This is a genomic window from Zestomonas carbonaria, from assembly GCF_904061905.1.
GTDB lineage: Bacteria > Pseudomonadota > Gammaproteobacteria > Pseudomonadales > Pseudomonadaceae > Aquipseudomonas > Aquipseudomonas carbonaria.
Map to the genome: position 1 here is coordinate 1 of NZ_CAJFCI010000041.1, position 16,983 is coordinate 16,983.

Here is a 16,983-nt window from a genome sequence, read left to right on the forward strand (position 1 = left end):
GCGGCAGCAGGGGGTGGGGGTTGGTTCGTTTGGCGACTGCCAATTTACCCATTTCCCTGACTGTCAACTCGCTCTTTCCCCTGAGTCCGCGAAGAACCCCTTTTTTCGCGGCCATGGAACTGGGCGTCCCCGCCGATCCTACAGGTCAACATCGATGTCGACCTGTAGGAGCGCGCCATGCGCGCGAACCCCGGCACCGCCAAAGCATCGCCAGCAAGCTGGCTCCTACAACAGCGGGCAGGTAGCCCGGTGAAATCCGGGGAAGCCCTCCCGGATTGCATCCGGGCTACGTGGCTGTTCCGCGTGCGCGGGGATGACGGTCGAGGGAGAAGCTTTCACGTAGGGTGCGCCGTGCGCACCGATCCAGGGCCAACACCTATGTTTCCGGCGAACCACCCTGCCCGCGCCAGGGTAAAGCAGTGCGCACAGCACACCCTACAAAAGCCGGACCGCCTTTTCGTCCAGCCCTCTCCAACCTCCAGCGCTCTTAATCGGCTTTTGCTTCCCGCCTCACATCGTATGAGTCGGACGATCCGAGGTCAGCGCCCCGGCCAGATAGGTCTCGATCTTGTTGCGGGCGGTGTTGTCGCCATCGTTGAACTGCACACCGACACCGGCGGCGCGGTTGCCCTGGGCGCCTTTCGGGGTGATCCACACTACCTTGCCGGCCACCGGGATCTTCTCCGGCTCTTCCATCAGGTTGAGCAGCATGAACACTTCATCGCCGAGCTTGTAGCTCTTGTTGGTAGGAATGAACAGCCCCCCGTTCTTGATGAACGGCATGTAGGCGGCATAGAGCACGGACTTGTCCTTGATGGTCAGGGACAGGATTCCATTTCGGGGGCCAAGGTTGGGTGGCAAGCTCATGCGGCATTCCTAGCTGATGGTCCAGTCGGATTCTAGCCTTGTCCAGGCAGGCTTGCCCACTGCACCAAGAGGGCTTCGAGAAGCAAGACACGGTTGAGGTTGGCCTTGGACAGGACTTTCTGGCGTTGCTCGAGCAACCAGTCCTGCAAGGCGAGAACCTTGGCCTGCGCCGACTTGTCGGCCAGGTACTGGACGACCTTGCGCATGTCCGTGGCGCCCAGCCCCTCTTCGTCGCGGGTCAACTGGTAGCGCAGGATCAGTTGCGCCCAGTCGCAGAACCAGTCGAACAGCAGCAGCAACGATACCGCGTTCCAGCTTTCGGCCAACTGGCTGGGTGCCTGTTGTTGCTTGAGCAGCTTCTTCACGCCTTCGACCACCAGTGCGCGCTGCTCCCGCACGCCCTGCTCCTGCAAGCGCAAGGCAGTCAACGGCGAGCCGGCGGCCAGGGCGAGCAGCTCGCGGCGCTCCTCCTCGCCGCTGTCCGGCAGTGCCTGCGCCAGCCAGGCCAGCCCCGTGGCTTCATCGGGCAGCGGGCAAGCCATCTGCACGCAACGGCTCTTCACCGTCGGCAGCAGGCGGCTGGGCTGATGGCTGACCAGCAGCAACACGGTATCGCCGGAAGGCTCCTCCAAACTCTTGAGCAAGGCATTGGAGGCGTTCAGGTTCATCGCCTCTACCGGCTCGACCAGCACCAGCTTGCGCCCGCCCAGTTGCGCGGTTTGCGCCACGAAGGCCACGAGGTCGCGCACCTGGTCGACCTTGATCGCCTTATCCGCCTCCTCCGGCTCGAGAACGAACACATCCGGGTGGGTACCGGCGGCAAGCAGTTGGCAAGCCTTGCAGTGCCCACAGGCCTCCAGGTTCTCCGGGCTGCGGCACAGCAGGCGGGCCAACAGCCGCTCGGCCAGCGCGCGCTTGCCGATGCCGGCCGGGCCGTGCAACAGATAGGCATGGGCGTGCCTCTCGCGTCTGGTCAGTTGCTGCCAGAGCGATTCCTGCCAGGGATAAGCTTCAGCCACCGATCCGCTCCAGCAATTGCGGCAACAGCTCATCGAGCACCTGTTGCACCTGCTCCAGGGGTTGCGCGGCATCGATGATCCGGTAGCGGTCCGGTGACGATGCGGCATGCCGCAGATAGGTTTGCCGCACGGCGTCGAAGAACTCGCGCCCTTCCTGCTCGAAACGGTCCAGACGGCCACGCGCGGCCGCCCGTGCCAGGCCGACCTCGACCGGCAGGTCGAACACCAGGATCAGGTCCGGGCGCAGCGAGCCCTGCACGAAGCGTTCGAGCTCGGCGATACGCGCCTCCGGCACGCCACGCCCTCCTCCCTGGTAGGCATAGGTGGCGTCGGTGAAGCGGTCGCAGAGGACCACGATGCCTCGCTGCAAGGCCGGACGGATGACTTCCGCCAGGTGCTGCGCACGGGCGGCGAAGACCAGCAACAGCTCGGTATCCACCGCCATCGGCTCGGCGCTGGGTGCCAGCAGCAGCTCGCGGATGCGCTCGGCCAGTGGGGTGCCTCCCGGTTCACGGGTCAGCAGGACTTCCACGCCGCGCTCGCGCAGACGCTCGGCCAGGTAGTCGCGGTTAGTGCTTTTTCCGGCGCCTTCCGGGCCTTCCAGGGTGATAAACAGGCCGCTCACTGGCTGTCCTTGTTGGTTGCGGTGTCCGGGATGGCTGCCGGACTGGAACGATAACCGGCGCGGCGATTGAGCTGGTACTCACGCACCGCACGATTGTGCGCATCCAGGTCATCGGAGAAGACGTGGCTGCCGTCGCCCCGTGCGACGAAATACAGGCTCTTGCCAGGCTGGGGGTGCAGGGCGGCGTGGATGGCCTCGCGCCCCACCATGGAAATCGGCGTAGGCGGCATGCCGGAAATCACGTAGGTGTTGTAGGGGGTCGGCTCACGCAGGTCGGCACGGGTGATCCTGCCGTTGTAGCGCTCGCCCATGCCATAGATCACCGTGGGGTCGGTCTGCAGCAGCATGCCCATGCGCAGGCGGCGGACGAACACGCCGGCGATCTGCTTGCGCTCTTCGGGAACGCCGGTCTCCTTTTCGATCAGCGAAGCCATGATCAGCGCCTGGTAGGGATCGCCATAGGGCAGATCGCCCGACCTGCCCTGCCACTCATCGGCCAGGACCTCTTCGAGCCGGGCATGGGCCTGCTTGAGCAGATCGAGATCGCTCGTCCCCTGGACATAGCGATAGGTATCCGGGAAGAAACGCCCCTCGGGGTGCTGGCCCGGCCGCCCGAGCCGCGCCATCAGCTCGGCGTCGCTGACATTGGCGAGGGTCTGCTTGAGCTTGTCCTGGCGCGCCAGGGCGGCACGCACCTGACGGAAGTTCCAGCCCTCGACCAGGGTCAGGCTGTATTGCACCACCTCGCCGCGCCGCCACAGATCGAGCAGGTCGATCGCACGCTGCCCCGCAACGAGGCGGTACTCGCCGCTGTGCAAGGGTTGCTCGGCCAGGTTGAAGCGCCAATACAGGCGCAGCCAGAAGGCACCGTGCAGGACGCCTTCGCTCTCCAGACGATTCAGCATGCCGCCCGGCGTGGCACCCGCGGGCACTTCCACCAACCGCTCGCCGGCCACCGCCAGGGGTTGCTGCAAGGCGGCGCGTTGCTGCCAGGCGGCTGTCGCCACCAGCAAGCCAGCCAACAGCAGGCCGACCTCCAGCAGCAGAAGCACTCTACGTATCACTACTCAACAATCCAGATCGCGAATGATGTCCCGCAGTTTACGGGTGAGCGGACCAACGGGCCAGTCGCGTGCCCCCAGCGCCCTAACCGGCCAGATGCCGTACAGGCTGTTGCAGAGGAAGACTTCATCGGCATCCAGCAGTTCAGCGTACGCGATATCCCGCTCCTGCACGGAAATACCTTGTTGCACAGCCTGCTCCAGCAACTCGGCGCGCATCACCCCGGCGACGCCGCAGCGCGAGAGTTCGGGAGTGAGCAGCACGCCACCCTTGGCCAGGAACAGGTTGCTGAACACCCCCTCGACCACGCGTCCGGACAGATCGCGCATCAGGCCTTCGGCATGTTCGCCATCCTGCCATTCGGAGCGGGCGAGCACCTGTTCGAGGCGATTGAGATGCTTCAACCCTGCCAGTCTCGGCTGCTCCGCCAGGCGGGTCTGGCACGGGAACAGCCGCACCCCCTGCTCGGCGTTGCCGGGCGGATAGGCGGGGAAGACGCTGCCCTGGAGAATCCGCCGCGGTGTTGACGGGATAGCCGGCGCGTAGCCGCGCTGGCCGTCGCCACGGGTCAGGATCAGCTTGGCGACGCCATCGCCCAGCGCCGCGCAGAACGCTTGCAGCTCGTCACGCAGCAGCGCCTGGTCGCACGGGATGGCCAGGCGTGCGCAGCCATCGAAGAGGCGCGCCAGATGGCGCGCCAGGAACCTGGGCCGACCGTCCTTGACGGCGATGGTCTCGAACAGGCCATCGCCATAGGCGAGACCGCGATCCTTGATGGGCAGCGTCTGCGCCGGGCGACCGTCGACCCAGTCCAGCATCAGCCGTTGAACCGGCGGAACACCAGCGAGCCGTTGGTGCCGCCGAAGCCGAAGGAGTTGGACAACACCACGTCGATATTGCGTTCCTTGGCCTGGTGGGGCACGAAGTCCAGGTCGCAGCCTTCGTCCGGCTCGTCCAGGTTGATGGTCGGCGGCGCGATGCGGTCGCGGATCGCCAGCACGCTGAAGATGGCCTCCACTGCGCCGGCGGCGCCGAGCAGGTGGCCGGTCATCGACTTGGTCGAGCTGACCGACAGTCGGTACGCATGCTCGCCGAACACCGACTTCACCGCCGACGCCTCGGCCAGGTCGCCTGCCGGAGTCGAAGTGCCGTGGGCGTTGATGTAGTCGACCTGCTCGGGATTGACCCCCGCATCGTGCAAGGCATTGGTCATGCAGCGAGCGGCACCGGCGCCATCCTCGGGCGGCGAGGTCATATGGAACGCATCGCCGCTCATGCCGAAACCGATCAGCTCGGCATAGATGGTCGCACCACGGGCCTTGGCGTGCTCCAGCTCTTCCAGAACCACGGCGCCGGAGCCGTCGGCCAGGACGAAGCCATCGCGGCCCTTGTCCCACGGCCGGCTGGCGGCGGCCGGATCGTCATTGCGGGTGGACAGCGCGCGGGCCGCCGCGAAACCGCCGATACCCAGGCCACAGGCGGCCATTTCCGCACCGCCGGCGATCATCACGTCCGCCTCGCCATAGGCGATGTTGCGAGCGGCCATGCCAATGCTGTGGGTGCCGGTGGTGCAAGCGGTGGTGATGGCGTAGTTCGGCCCCTGGATTCCCAGGTGAATGGACAGGAAGCCGGAAATCATGTTGATGATCGAGCCCGGCACGAAGAACGGCGAAATACGCCGTGGGCCTTGCTCGAACAGGATCCTGCAGGTGTTCTCGATATTGGTCAGGCCGCCGATGCCGGAGCCCATCGCCACGCCGATCCGTTCGCGATTGGCGTCGGTCACTTCCAGGCCGGAATCACGGATCGCCTGGAAACTGGCCGCCAGGCCGTACTGGATGAACAAATCGAGCTTGCGCGCCTCCTTGACGGATAGGTAAGGCTCGACATCGAAGTCTTTCACCGAGCCGCCAAAGCGGGTGGAATAGACCGAGAGGTCCGTATGCTCGATCAGAGCGATACCGCTGCGCCCCGCCAGAATACCCTGCCAACTGCTCGGCACATCGGTTCCCAACGGCGACACCATGCCCAGACCGGTGACCACAACGCGTCTACGCGACACAGCAATCTCCTTCGTTCTACTACTGCGTGTTCATTGCACATTGAACCTGACCACGATCTCGCGAGCCGAAGCCGTTTACAAGGCCTCGCCCCCGCCACGCATGGAGTAACCCTGTTCGTGAAGGAAGCCAGGGCATCCGGGGCGGTTCAGCCTCGCAGAACGCCTGAACTCCTGGCGCCCCACGACCGCTGCGCGCAGATCATGGACAAGCTCTTAAAGAAAAACCGCACGCCCTGATGAAGGCCGTGCGGTTTTTTCCGAGTCGGGTAGCCGACGATCAGATCTTACTGCGCATGCGCATTGATGTAATCGATGGCTTCCTGAACGGTGGTGATCTTTTCAGCTTGCTCGTCCGGGATTTCAGTCTCGAATTCTTCTTCGAGAGCCATCACCAGTTCAACGGTGTCAAGAGAATCGGCACCCAGGTCTTCGACGAAGGAAGCACTGTTGGTCACTTCCTCTTCTTTTACGCCAAGCTGCTCAGCGACGATTTTCTTGACGCGTTCTTCGATGGTGCTCATACCTTGTTTTCACTCCTAATGAACAAATCCAGGCGGCTGGTTGGTGGGTAAGTGTATAGAAAGGGTTTTCCGCATTTCAAGCCGAAAACCCGGGGCCTTCCTCAGCAACCCAACCATCTGTCTATAAACCGACTGCTGTTTTATAGCGGATTTTAGACAACTGCTATGACAGTCCGCTGACGGCCCCGGTCACATTCAGCTCATGTACATGCCGCCATTCACCGGAATTGTCGCCCCGGTGACGTAGGAAGCCTCGTCGGAAGCCAGGAAACCGACCACCTTGGCGATCTCCTCGGCCTGGCCGAGCCGGCCCAGCGGAATCTGCGCCTGCAGCGCCTCGCGCTGGGCTTCCGGCAGTTCACGGGTCATGTCGGTATCGATGAAACCGGGCGCCACCGAGTTGACGGTAATCGCACGCGAACCGACCTCACGCGCCAGGGCACGGCTGAAGCCTTCCAGCCCGGCCTTGGCCGCCGCGTAGTTGGTCTGCCCGGCATTGCCCATGGCGCCGACCACCGAACCGATATTGATGATTCGCCCCCAGCGCGCCTTGGTCATCCCGCGCAGCACCGCCTTCGACAGGCGATAGAGGCTGTTCAGGTTGGTATTGATGACGTCGAACCACTCGTCGTCCTTCATGCGCAGCATCAGGTTGTCACGGGTGATGCCGGCGTTGTTCACCAGGATCAGCGGCTGGCCAAGGTGTTGCTGGATATGCTCCAGGGTGCTGGCCACCGACTCGTCGCTGCCAACGTCCAGCACCAGGCCGGCACCTTCGATGCCGGCGGCCTTCAGGGTCTCGGCAATACGCTCGGCGCCACTGGCCGAGGTGGCGGTGCCGATCACCACGGCCCCCCGGCGTCCCAGTTCCAGGGCGATGGCTTGACCGATACCACGGCTCGCGCCAGTGACCAGTGCGACTTTACCTTGCAGGCTCATGCAGTTTCTCCTCGATTCAAACCAGAGCCGCGCGAGCCGCGGCGAAAGCATCCGGGGTGTCCAGGCCATAGGTCTCGACACCTTTCACGCAACGCTTGTTGAGCCCGGACAGCACCTTGCCCGGGCCGCATTCGACCAGCGCGGTCACACCCTGATCCGACAGGCGCACCACCGATTCGACCCAGCGCACCGGGCTGTACAACTGGGCCAGCAGGTCGCGCTTGAGGGCGTCGAGATCGGCGACGATTTCCGCGCTGACGTTCTGAACCAGCGGGATCTGCGGGGCCTGCCAGGCGATCGCGGCAACCGACTCGGCAAAGCGCTCGGCCGCGGGACGCATCAGATCGCAATGGGAAGGCACGCTGACCGGCAGCGGCATGGCACGCTTGGCGCCCCGCGCCTTGCAGGCCTCGACGGCACGCCCGACGGCTGCCGCCGCGCCGGCGATCACCACCTGGCCCGGCGCATTGAAGTTGACCGCGCTGACCACCTCACCCTGCGCGGCTTCCGCGCAGGCGGCACGCACATCGTCATCGTCCAGGCCGAGGATGGCGGCCATGCCGCCCTGCCCGGCCGGCACCGCTTCCTGCATCAACTGCCCACGACGCTCGACCAGTTTCACCGCATCGGCGAAGCCGAGGCTGCCGGCGGCGACCAGCGCCGAATACTCGCCCAGGCTGTGGCCGGCAACGAATGCCGGCCGCGCACCGCCCTCGGCCAACCACAGGCGCCACAGGGCGATGGACGCGGCCAGGATGGCTGGCTGGGTCTTGTCGGTCTGATTGAGCTGTTCTTCGGGGCCGTTCTGGGTCAGCGCCCAGAGATCATAACCAAGGGCTTCAGAAGCCTCGGCGAAGGTATCCAGGACCAGGGCATGCTGGGCGCCCTGCTCGGCGAGCATGCCGAGGGATTGCGAGCCCTGTCCGGGGAAGACGAATGCGAAAGATGCAGACATTGAACGGGTCCTTGAGGTCTGATCATCGGAGAAGCACGCGGGGCCATGCCCTGCGCGACGGACTGAAAGTTGGATGACGAGCCGCCAGAAGCGGTCACATCCCCTGGCCGTCGACGTTTCCTCCTGCCACGACGAAACGTCGACAACCCCTATAACAGATGCTCGAGGCGACCGTGCAAGCGCTGCGGCAGATCCTCATGCACTTCGCGATAAGCCCGACGGATGGCGCTCTGGAAACCATCGGGGCCAGCCGAACCATGGCTTTTCACCACGATGCCCTGCAAACCGAGAAAACTGGCACCGTTGTGCCGGGCCGGCGCCAGGTCGCCCTGCAGGCGGCGCAGCAACGGCAGCGCCAGCGCGCCAACCAGGCGCGCGCCCAGGCTCTGCTTGAACAGCGCCTCCAGCCTCATCGATACCATGCCGACCAATCCTTCGCTGGATTTCAGCAGGATATTGCCGACGAAACCATCGCATACCACCACATCGGCCTCGCCGCGATACAGGCCATCGCCTTCGATGTAGCCGATGTAGTTCAGACCCTCGGCCTGCTGCAACAGGCTGGCGGCCAGCTTGACCTGCTGGTTGCCCTTGATTTCCTCGGTGCCGACGTTCAGCAATGCCACCCGTGGACGCTCGATGCCCAGGGCCTCGGCAGCCACCGCGCCCATCACCGCGAACTGGTAGAGATGCTCGGCGCTGCAATCGACGTTCGCACCGAGATCGAGCAGATGGCAGTGCCCCCGCTCGGTCGGGACGGCCGTGACCATCGCCGGCCGATCGATGCCGGGCAGGGTTTTCAGCACATAGCGCGACAACGCCATCAAGGCGCCAGTATTACCGGCACTGACGCAGGCCTGGGCCTGTCCACTGCGCACCATTTCCAGGACGCGGCGCATGGAGGAGTCCGGTTTTCCGCGCAGCACCTGGGCGGGGCGTTCGTCCATGGCGATGACGTCGCTGGCATGCTCGATGCGCAGGCGCGAGCGATCGACGCCAGGGTGGCGGGCGAGGGAGTCTTCGAGAACGGGGGCTTGGCCGACGAGGACCAGATGAAGCGAGGGGAATTCAGCCAGCGCAGCGATGCTGGCCGGAACAATGCAGTGGGGACCGAAGTCCCCACCCATTGCATCGATCGCGATGACCGGAGCGGACAAGGATTACTCGTCTGCGCCCTTGTCGATCACTTTACGACCACGGTATACGCCTTCCGGAGAAACGTGGTGGCGCAGGTGAACCTCACCAGTGGTTTTTTCAACAGACAGGGCATTGGCCGAGAGGGCATCGTGGGAACGACGCATGTCACGGGCAGAGCGGGATTTTTTGTTCTGCTGAACAGCCATAATCAATTAACTCCTAAACGTTTGGGTCACGCTTTAACTGTGCCAATACACTGAACGGGTTGGACCGCGTTACCTCGTCCTCGCTCGACTCGGGCTCATCGAGTCCCGCCGGCTGCTGGCAATCTTTCGGGTCATGAGCCGGCACGATGGGCAAGGCGAGCAACAGCTCGTCCTCGACCAGATCCAGCAGATCCAGGGGGTCTTCTCCCAACTCCAGCACGTCATAGCCTTTCGGCACCGACTGGGTATTCGCACCTTCCTTCACCACGGCGTAATCGCACTCGCTGTGGATCGGCAGAGCGACCAGTTCCAGACAACGCTGGCAAACCATCTTGACCTCAGTATCGAGCACGCTGTGCATCACTACCGCGTTCCGCTCATCACGCTCGAAAACGAATTTCGCACGGACGGTGCCGACATTGTCGGCAAGCGGGTCGCAGAGGCGCTGCAAGTCGGCCAGTGGCGTTTCGCATTCGAGCGTGGCGCCACGATCTGCCAACTTGCGCGGATCGACGTGAGGTGGAATCGGCCCATTCAACATAGGCGCGGCATTTTAGGGAGACACCCCGCCCATGTCAAAGGAATTCCCGGATCTGTCGACGATCCGCCGCGGCCGCTAGAATCGCGCCACCCATTTCAGGAACACGCCATGCCGCCGCTGATTCTCGCCTCCAGCTCCCCCTACCGCCGCGAACTTCTCGCCCGCCTGCGCCTGCCCTTCACCTGCGGCTCGCCGAACATCGACGAAACCCGACGCCCCGGCGAGGCCGCCGAAGCCCTGGTCCGCCGTCTCGCAGAGGAAAAGGCCCGGGCGCTGGCCGGGGCGCACGACCATCACCTGATCATCGGCTCCGACCAGGTCGCGGTGATCGACGGGGAGATTCTCGGCAAACCGCACGACATCGAGCGCGCCACCCGCCAGTTGCTGGCCGCCAGCGGCTCCAGCGTCTGCTTCCTGACCGGGCTCGCCCTGCTCAACTCGGAGACCGGGCGCTGCCAGGTCGATTGCGTGCCATTCACCGTGCATTTCCGCGAACTGGACGAAGCCTGCGTCAGGCGCTACCTGGAAGCCGAGCAACCCTTCGACTGCGCCGGCAGCTTCAAGGCCGAGGGCCTCGGCATCAGCCTGTTCAGAGCCACGGAGGGGCCGGACGCCACCAGCCTGATCGGCCTGCCACTGATACGCCTGGTGGATATGCTGCTGGCCGAAGGCGTACAGATTCCCTGACACCTATATATGAAGAAGCCCGGTCTCGAACCGGGCTTCCCATCTCAACGCAGTGCCGGCCCCTGGAGCCCCATCCACAGGGACAACTGCTCGGCGACACCGGCGCCCAGCCGCTTGGCAAAACGATCGAATGGCGACTCCCGCACGGTGAAGTCCACCAGATCCTTGGCCCCCACCACGTCACGGGCAACCAGGCTGGCGCTACCCAGGGCGTCCACCAGCCCCAACTGCAACGCCTGCTCCCCGGACCAGACCAGGCCGGAGAACAGTTCCGGATGCTCGGCGTCCTTCAGCCGCTCGCCACGCCCCTTCTTGACGCTGGCGATGAACTGGCGATGGGTGGTCTCCAGCACTTCCTGCCAGAAGCGCGTCTCCTCCTCCTTCGCCGGCTGGAACGGATCGAGGAAGGCCTTGTGCTCGCCTGAGGTATAGACCCGGCGGTCGACCCCCAGCTTATCCATCGCACCGACGAAGCCGAACCCGGCCGCGGTCACGCCGATCGAGCCGACCAGGCTGGCCTTGTCGGCATAGATGGCATCGGCGGCGCTGGCGATGTAGTAGGCACCCGAAGCCCCCAGGTCGGTGATCACCGCGTACAGCTTGGTATCCGGATGCTCGCCACGCAGACGGCGGATCTCATCGTAGATGTAGCCGGACTGCACCGGGCTGCCGCCCGGACTATTGATGCGCAGCACCACGCCCTTGGTGTTGGAATCCTCGAAGGCCTTGCGCAGGCTGGTGACGATATTGTCGGCGCTCGCCTGCTCCTTGTCGGCGATCATCCCATTCACCTCGATCAACGCTGTATGCGCACCGCTACGCGCAGCGGCACCCTGAAAATCCAGGCGCGGCGAGAAAAGCGCTATCGCCCCGAACAGGTAGATGAAGGTCAGGAGCTTGAAGAAAATACCCCAGCGCCGCGCGCGCCGCTGCTCCTGCACGCTGGCCAGCAGCACCTTTTCCAGCAGTTGCCAGCTCTTGGTGTCGCCATTACCGTCTTCCGGAGCCTTCCATTCATCCGCCATAACCGTTCATCTCCTGTAATGACCTTTCCGTGCGCCGCCCCAGCCAGGCGCGCAACTCACTGAACGACTCGATCGCCAGGCGCGGCCCCTCTTCGCGCAACAGTGCCAGCGGCTGGGCGCCATAGCCCACCGCCACGGCATCCATGCCCGCCCGGCGCGCCATGCGCAGGTCGAAGGCCGAATCGCCCACCATCAACGCCTCTTCCGGCGCCGCCCGGCAATGCGCGAGGATTTCGTGCAGCATCCGCGGGTCCGGCTTGCTGGCCGTCTCGTCCGCGCAACGGGTGACGTCGAAGTAATCCTGCCAACCATGCCCCGCCAGCACCGCATCCAGACCGCGCCGGCTCTTGCCGGTCGCCACCGCGAGCCGATAGCCCTCGCCACGGAAGGCTTCCAGCGTCTCGGCCACGCCTTCGAACAACCGCGAGGGCTCGGCCTCGAAAGCCAGGTAATGCTCGCTGTACAGGCGCCGGAAGCGCTCGACACGCGGGGCATCCTGCAATTCCGGATACAGGCTGCGGATCGCCTCCGGCAAGCCCAGGCCTATGATGCCTTTTATAGCCGCATCGTCGCGCCAGGGCAGTTCGCAACTTTCGGCCGCCAGGCGCATGGAATCGACGATACGCTGGATCGAGTCGACCAGCGTGCCATCCCAATCGAAGATCAGCAGCCGATAATCACGCACCGAGCCGCTCCAGGGTCCGCGCCCACATCTCGTCCACCGGCGCCTCGAGCTCCAACTCGCCCCCATCGGGCAGCGGCACCTTCAACGCATAGGCATGCAAGAACAGGCGCTTGCCGCCCAGTTCGCGAATCTCGCGGGTGAACTCGTCGTCGCCGTACTTGGGGTCGCCGGCGATGGAATGCCCGGCATGCTTGGCATGCACGCGAATCTGGTGGGTACGCCCGGTAACCGGGCTGGCCTCGACCAGCGTGGCGAACTCACCGAAACGGCGTAGCACGCGGAACAGGGTCAGCGCCTCCTTGCCCTCGGCGCTCACCTCGACCATGCGCTCACCGGAACGGAGGGTGTTCTTCAGCAACGGAGCGCTGACCCGCTTCTTCGAGGTCGGCCAACTGCCGCGCACCAGCGCCAGGTAGCGCTTGTCGACACCGCCATCCCTGCGCAACGCCTCGTGCAGGTGACGGAGCATGCTGCGCTTCTTGGCCACCATCAGCAGACCCGAGGTATCGCGGTCCAGGCGATGGACCAGCTCCAGCTCCCTGGCCTCCGGGCGCAGTTGACGCAGCGCCTCGATCACCCCGTAGCTCAGCCCGCTACCGCCATGCACCGCGACGCCGGTCGGCTTGTTGAGCACGATCAGCGCCTTGTCTTCGTAGACGATGGCCGCCTCCAGGCGCTCCAGCAGCCCTTGCGCCACCGGCACGGGCTCGTCGCGCTCGGCCAGGCGCACCGGCGGCACCCGCACGATGTCGCCAGCCTGCAACTTGTACTCGGGCTTGATGCGCCCCTTGTTCACCCGCACCTCGCCCTTGCGCAGGATCCGGTAGATCAGGGTCTTGGGCGCCCCTTTGAGGCGGGCGATCAGGAAATTGTCGATGCGCTGGCCGGCATATTCCGGCGCGACTTCGAGCAACTGGACGCCGGAAGTCGGAGGGGAAGGTTCTGTCATCCGCTCATCATAACAATTTTTTATTGAATTGAAGCACTTAATCAGAGCTGCTATAGTCGCCAACGCCGCCAAAAACGGCCCGACCCAAGGGATGATCGCCAAAACTGCCATCCCATGGTCGAGAGCAACGACATTGCAGGACGTAAGGCCGTCCGACGGGTCGCTCGCCGCACATGACGCGAACGCCCCGAAACGAAGCCTTTAAGTTATGACGCGCGCTTTCACCCTCTGGGCGACCGCGCTTATTGCCAACCCGCTGCGGACTCTGCGAGCGGCACCCGATTTTCAGCGATGCGTGTAGGGTGGAGATGCACAATCATCGGCATGCGTAGCACTGGCTTTCTCGAGACGCTCGAAGCGTCCGCTGCCGATGGCTGATTCCTCCTCCTGACTGAGTGCTTCTGTCACCACAGCAAACAGGAGACGTCCGTCGCGACCCCGGCCCCTGGCCGACGTCGCTCGACACAGGAACGACTGACAACCGTTCCTGACGCACACCTGACACCGACCTGAGAGTCGTGTGTGCCGAACGCCGTTTCCGGCAGCCCGGAAACCGACGGTACTACATGAAAAGAATGCTAATTAACGCAACTCAGCCCGAAGAGTTGCGTGTTGCCCTGGTAGACGGCCAACGCCTCTACGACCTGGACATCGAATCGGGCGCCCGCGAGCAGAAGAAGGCCAATATCTACAAAGGCCGAATCACCCGCGTCGAACCCAGCCTCGAAGCCGCTTTCGTCGATTTCGGCTCCGAACGCCACGGTTTCCTTCCCCTCAAAGAAATCTCCCGCGAATACTTCAAGAAGGCCCCCGAAGGCGGCCGCGTCAACATCAAGGACGTACTCTCCGAAGGCCAGGAAGTCATCGTCCAGGTCGAGAAGGAAGAGCGCGGCAACAAGGGCGCGGCCCTGACCACCTTCATCAGCCTGGCCGGCCGCTACCTGGTGCTGATGCCCAACAACCCGCGCGCCGGCGGCATCTCCCGCCGGATCGAAGGCGAAGAACGCAACGAGCTGCGTGAAGCGCTGAACGGCCTGGAAGTCCCGGCCGACATGGGCCTGATCGTGCGCACCGCCGGTCTCGGCCGCTCCAGCGAAGAAATGCAGTGGGACCTCGACTACCTGCTGCAACTCTGGGGCGCCATCAAGGAAGCCTCCCAGGGCCGCGCCGCACCCTTCCTGATCTACCAGGAATCCAACGTCATCATCCGCGCCATCCGCGACTACCTGCGCCAGGACATCGGCGAAGTGCTGGTCGACAGCGTCGAGGCCCAGGAAGAAGCGCTCTCCTTCATCCAGCAGGTGATGCCGCAGTACGCCAGCAAGATCAAGCTGTACGAGGACAGCGTCCCGCTGTTCAACCGCTTCCAGATCGAAAGCCAGATCGAGACCGCCTTCCAGCGTGAAGTGAAACTGCCTTCCGGCGGCTCCATCGTCATCGACCCGACCGAAGCCCTGGTCTCCATCGACATCAACTCGGCGCGCGCCACCAAGGGCAGCGACATCGAGGAAACCGCCCTGCAGACCAACCTGGAGGCGGCCGAGGAAATCGCCCGCCAACTGCGCCTGCGTGACATCGGCGGCCTGATCGTCATCGACTTCATCGACATGACCCCGGCGAAGAACCAGCGCGCCGTGGAAGAGAAGATGCGCGAAGCGCTCGAAGCCGACCGCGCCCGCGTGCAGATCGGCCGCATCTCGCGCTTCGGCCTGCTGGAAATGTCCCGTCAGCGCCTGCGTCCGTCCCTCGGCGAGACCAGCGGCATCGTCTGCCCGCGCTGCAACGGCCAGGGCATCATCCGCGACGTCGAGTCGCTGTCGCTGGCGATCCTGCGCCTGATCGAGGAAGAAGCCCTCAAGGATCGCACCGCCGAAGTCCGTGCCCGGGTACCGATCCCGGTGGCCGCCTTCCTGCTCAACGAGAAGCGCAACGCGATCACCAAGATCGAACTGCGCAGCCGTGCGCGCATCGTCATCCTGCCGACCGATCACCTGGAAACCCCGCATTTCGAAGTCCAGCGCCTGCGCGACGACAGCCCCGAAGTGGTCAGCGGCCAGTCCAGCTACGAAATGACCGCACCGGAAGCCGACGAAGAGCAGCCGGTCAGCGCTACTCGCACCCTGGTCCGCCAGGAGGCCGCGATCAAGGCCGCACCGCGCACCACCCCGGCCCAGCCCGTCCCGGCTAGCGAAGAAGCCGTTCCGGCGAGCGCCGCTGCCCAGCCCAGCCTGTTCAAGGGCCTGGTGAAGTCGCTGGTCAGCCTGTTCGCCGCCAAGGAAGAGGAAAAGCCGGTCGTCGCCGAGAAGAAGACCAGCAGCGAACGGCAGCCGCGCAACGAAGAGCGCCGCAACGGTCGCCAGCAGAACCGCAACCGCGATCGCGGCGGTCGTCGCGACGAAGAACGCAAACCACGTGAAGAGCGTCAGCCTCGCGAAGCCCGCGAGCCGCGTGAACCGCGTGACGAGCAGGTTCGCGAAACCCAGGAAAACCGCCGCGAGCGTCCACCGCGCGAGGAGCGCAAGCCCCGTGAGGAACGCAAGCCGCGCGAAGAACGCGTGCGCGAACTGCGTGAGCCGCTGGACGCCCAGGCGCCGGCCGGCGAAGAGCGTGCCGAGCGCAAGCCCCGCGAGGAACGCCAGCCACGCCCGCCGCGCGAAGAGCGTCAACCGCGCGCTGCGGCCGAACAGGCGGCCACCGAGGCCGAGGCCCTGCCGAACGAAGAGCAACTGAACGACGACGACCAGCAGGAAACCGGCGAAGCCGGCGAACGCCCACGTCGCCGCTCCCGTGGCCAGCGCCGCCGCAGCAACCGCCGCGAGCGCCAGCGTGATGCCGAAGGCAACCTGATCGAGACCGAAGAAGGTGTCGACGCCCCTGTCGCGGCCGCCGCCGCTGCTGGTGCCGCCGCCGTGGCCAGCGAACTCGTCGGCGAGCAGCAGCCTGCCGCCGAACCGGCCAGCGAAGTCGAAGCCACGAAAGCGGCCGAAGTCGAAGCCGTGATCAGCACCGAGCCCGAAGCGCCGGCAATCGAAGCGGCCGCTCCGGTGGAAAGCAGCATCGAGCCCGAAGTCGCCGCCCCCGCCGCCGAGAACGTCGCTGTCGAAAGCGCTCCGGTAATCGAGGCGGAGGTCGAGACCCTGGTCGTGACCGAAGCCGTGGTTGAGCCCAGCCCGGTGATCGAACCCGCCGCCGAAGCCCCGGCCAGCGAACCGGCCCCGGCCGCCAGCACGCCGAGCGGCCGCGCACCGAACGATCCGCGTGAAGTGCGTCGTCGCCAGCGCGAGGAAGCCGAGCGCCTGGCCCGCGAAGCGCAGCAGAAAGCCGCTGCTCCTGTGGCCGCAGAAAGCGCCCCGGCCGAGCCGGAAGCCAGCGAGCCGGCACCTGTCGCCCAGGAAACCGCCGAGCCCGCCCCACAGGTCGAGGAAGCCCAATCCGAAGCGCCGGCAACCCCTGCCGCCGACGAACCGGCCACCGAAGCCGAGCAGCCGGACAACCAGCCCGCCGCGGAACCTGCTGAAGAGCAGTCCGACGAAAATGCGAGCAAGCCGCTGGTCTAAGGCGGCAAGCGGAAACGAAAAAGGGATGCGCAAGCATCCCTTTTTTATGGTTCATCGCGCTTTCCCGGGGAAGGCGGCCTTGATTTTCAGGAAGAAGTAGTCCGAGTCCCGGAAGCCATAGGCCATGCGTTTGATCACCTTGATCC

General features: G+C 64.8%; 17 protein-coding genes. 2 read left to right on the top strand and 15 right to left on the bottom strand.

Annotation, left to right across the window (positions count from 1 at the left end; all coding sequences use genetic code 11):
• Positions 1 to 510: 510 nt before the first annotated feature.
• From PSEWESI4_RS10410 to PSEWESI4_RS10465, 12 genes are all read right to left on the bottom strand, one after another.
• Positions 511 to 867, bottom strand: coding sequence for a PilZ domain-containing protein (locus PSEWESI4_RS10410; RefSeq protein WP_187671138.1), 357 nt, complete (start codon positions 865 to 867; stop codon positions 511 to 513).
• Between the two features lie 32 nt (positions 868 to 899).
• The gene (locus PSEWESI4_RS10415) at positions 900 to 1,886 is read right to left on the bottom strand and encodes a DNA polymerase III subunit delta' (protein ID WP_187671139.1); all 987 of its coding nucleotides are present in this window, start codon (positions 1,884 to 1,886) and stop codon (positions 900 to 902) included.
• A complete protein-coding gene (gene tmk / locus PSEWESI4_RS10420; RefSeq protein WP_187671140.1) occupies positions 1,879 to 2,511 on the bottom strand; it encodes a dTMP kinase in 633 nt (210 codons plus the stop codon). Before tmk ends, PSEWESI4_RS10415 begins: the two co-directional genes overlap by 8 nt.
• On the bottom strand, positions 2,508 to 3,575 hold the full coding sequence (mltG, locus tag PSEWESI4_RS10425) for an endolytic transglycosylase MltG (RefSeq protein ID WP_187671141.1): 1,068 nt from the start codon (positions 3,573 to 3,575) through the stop codon (positions 2,508 to 2,510). Before mltG ends, tmk begins: the two co-directional genes overlap by 4 nt.
• A gap of 3 nt (positions 3,576 to 3,578) precedes the next feature.
• Positions 3,579 to 4,391 (bottom strand): aminodeoxychorismate lyase, encoded by an 813-nt coding sequence (pabC, locus tag PSEWESI4_RS10430; protein WP_187671142.1) that lies wholly within the window; start codon positions 4,389 to 4,391, stop codon positions 3,579 to 3,581.
• On the bottom strand, positions 4,391 to 5,635 hold the full coding sequence (gene fabF, locus PSEWESI4_RS10435) for a beta-ketoacyl-ACP synthase II (RefSeq protein ID WP_187671143.1): 1,245 nt from the start codon (positions 5,633 to 5,635) through the stop codon (positions 4,391 to 4,393). Before fabF ends, pabC begins: the two co-directional genes overlap by 1 nt.
• A gap of 284 nt (positions 5,636 to 5,919) precedes the next feature.
• Positions 5,920 to 6,156 (bottom strand): acyl carrier protein, encoded by a 237-nt coding sequence (gene acpP, locus PSEWESI4_RS10440; RefSeq protein ID WP_003283670.1) that lies wholly within the window; start codon positions 6,154 to 6,156, stop codon positions 5,920 to 5,922.
• Between the two features lie 195 nt (positions 6,157 to 6,351).
• Positions 6,352 to 7,095: a 3-oxoacyl-ACP reductase FabG gene (fabG, locus tag PSEWESI4_RS10445; RefSeq protein WP_187671144.1), complete on the bottom strand. Its 744-nt coding sequence runs from the start codon at positions 7,093 to 7,095 to the stop codon at positions 6,352 to 6,354.
• A gap of 16 nt (positions 7,096 to 7,111) precedes the next feature.
• The gene (fabD, locus tag PSEWESI4_RS10450; protein WP_187671145.1) at positions 7,112 to 8,050 is read right to left on the bottom strand and encodes an ACP S-malonyltransferase; all 939 of its coding nucleotides are present in this window, start codon (positions 8,048 to 8,050) and stop codon (positions 7,112 to 7,114) included.
• Positions 8,051 to 8,199: 149 nt separating this feature from the next.
• Positions 8,200 to 9,207, bottom strand: coding sequence for a phosphate acyltransferase PlsX (plsX, locus tag PSEWESI4_RS10455; RefSeq protein WP_187671146.1), 1,008 nt, complete (start codon positions 9,205 to 9,207; stop codon positions 8,200 to 8,202).
• A 3-nt stretch (positions 9,208 to 9,210) separates the two neighbouring features.
• Complete coding sequence (gene rpmF, locus PSEWESI4_RS10460) at positions 9,211 to 9,393, bottom strand: 50S ribosomal protein L32 (protein ID WP_187671147.1); 183 nt, start codon at positions 9,391 to 9,393, stop codon at positions 9,211 to 9,213.
• A gap of 13 nt (positions 9,394 to 9,406) precedes the next feature.
• Positions 9,407 to 9,934, bottom strand: coding sequence for a YceD family protein (locus tag PSEWESI4_RS10465; RefSeq protein ID WP_187671148.1), 528 nt, complete (start codon positions 9,932 to 9,934; stop codon positions 9,407 to 9,409).
• Between the two features lie 108 nt (positions 9,935 to 10,042).
• Here PSEWESI4_RS10465 and PSEWESI4_RS10470 point away from each other — a divergent pair, with 108 nt between their 5' ends.
• On the top strand, positions 10,043 to 10,621 hold the full coding sequence (locus PSEWESI4_RS10470) for a Maf family protein (protein ID WP_187671149.1): 579 nt from the start codon (positions 10,043 to 10,045) through the stop codon (positions 10,619 to 10,621).
• A 44-nt stretch (positions 10,622 to 10,665) separates the two neighbouring features.
• Here PSEWESI4_RS10470 and sppA read toward each other — a convergent pair whose 3' ends face one another.
• From sppA to rluC, 3 genes are read right to left on the bottom strand one after another with little or no spacing between them, the layout of a single operon-like run.
• Entirely contained in the window at positions 10,666 to 11,646 is a 981-nt protein-coding gene (sppA, locus tag PSEWESI4_RS10475) for a signal peptide peptidase SppA (protein ID WP_187671150.1), read from the bottom strand.
• Positions 11,636 to 12,331 (bottom strand): HAD-IA family hydrolase, encoded by a 696-nt coding sequence (locus PSEWESI4_RS10480; protein ID WP_187671151.1) that lies wholly within the window; start codon positions 12,329 to 12,331, stop codon positions 11,636 to 11,638. Before PSEWESI4_RS10480 ends, sppA begins: the two co-directional genes overlap by 11 nt.
• On the bottom strand, positions 12,324 to 13,280 hold the full coding sequence (rluC, locus tag PSEWESI4_RS10485) for a 23S rRNA pseudouridine(955/2504/2580) synthase RluC (RefSeq protein ID WP_187671152.1): 957 nt from the start codon (positions 13,278 to 13,280) through the stop codon (positions 12,324 to 12,326). Before rluC ends, PSEWESI4_RS10480 begins: the two co-directional genes overlap by 8 nt.
• 566 nt (positions 13,281 to 13,846) lie before the next feature.
• On the opposite strand from rluC, the gene rne reads away from it, so the two are divergent.
• Positions 13,847 to 16,837 carry a ribonuclease E gene (gene rne, locus PSEWESI4_RS10490; RefSeq protein ID WP_187671153.1) on the top strand — a complete coding sequence of 997 codons (2,991 nt, stop codon included), beginning with the start codon at positions 13,847 to 13,849 and terminating at the stop codon, positions 16,835 to 16,837.
• The last annotated feature ends 146 nt before the right edge of the window (positions 16,838 to 16,983 follow it).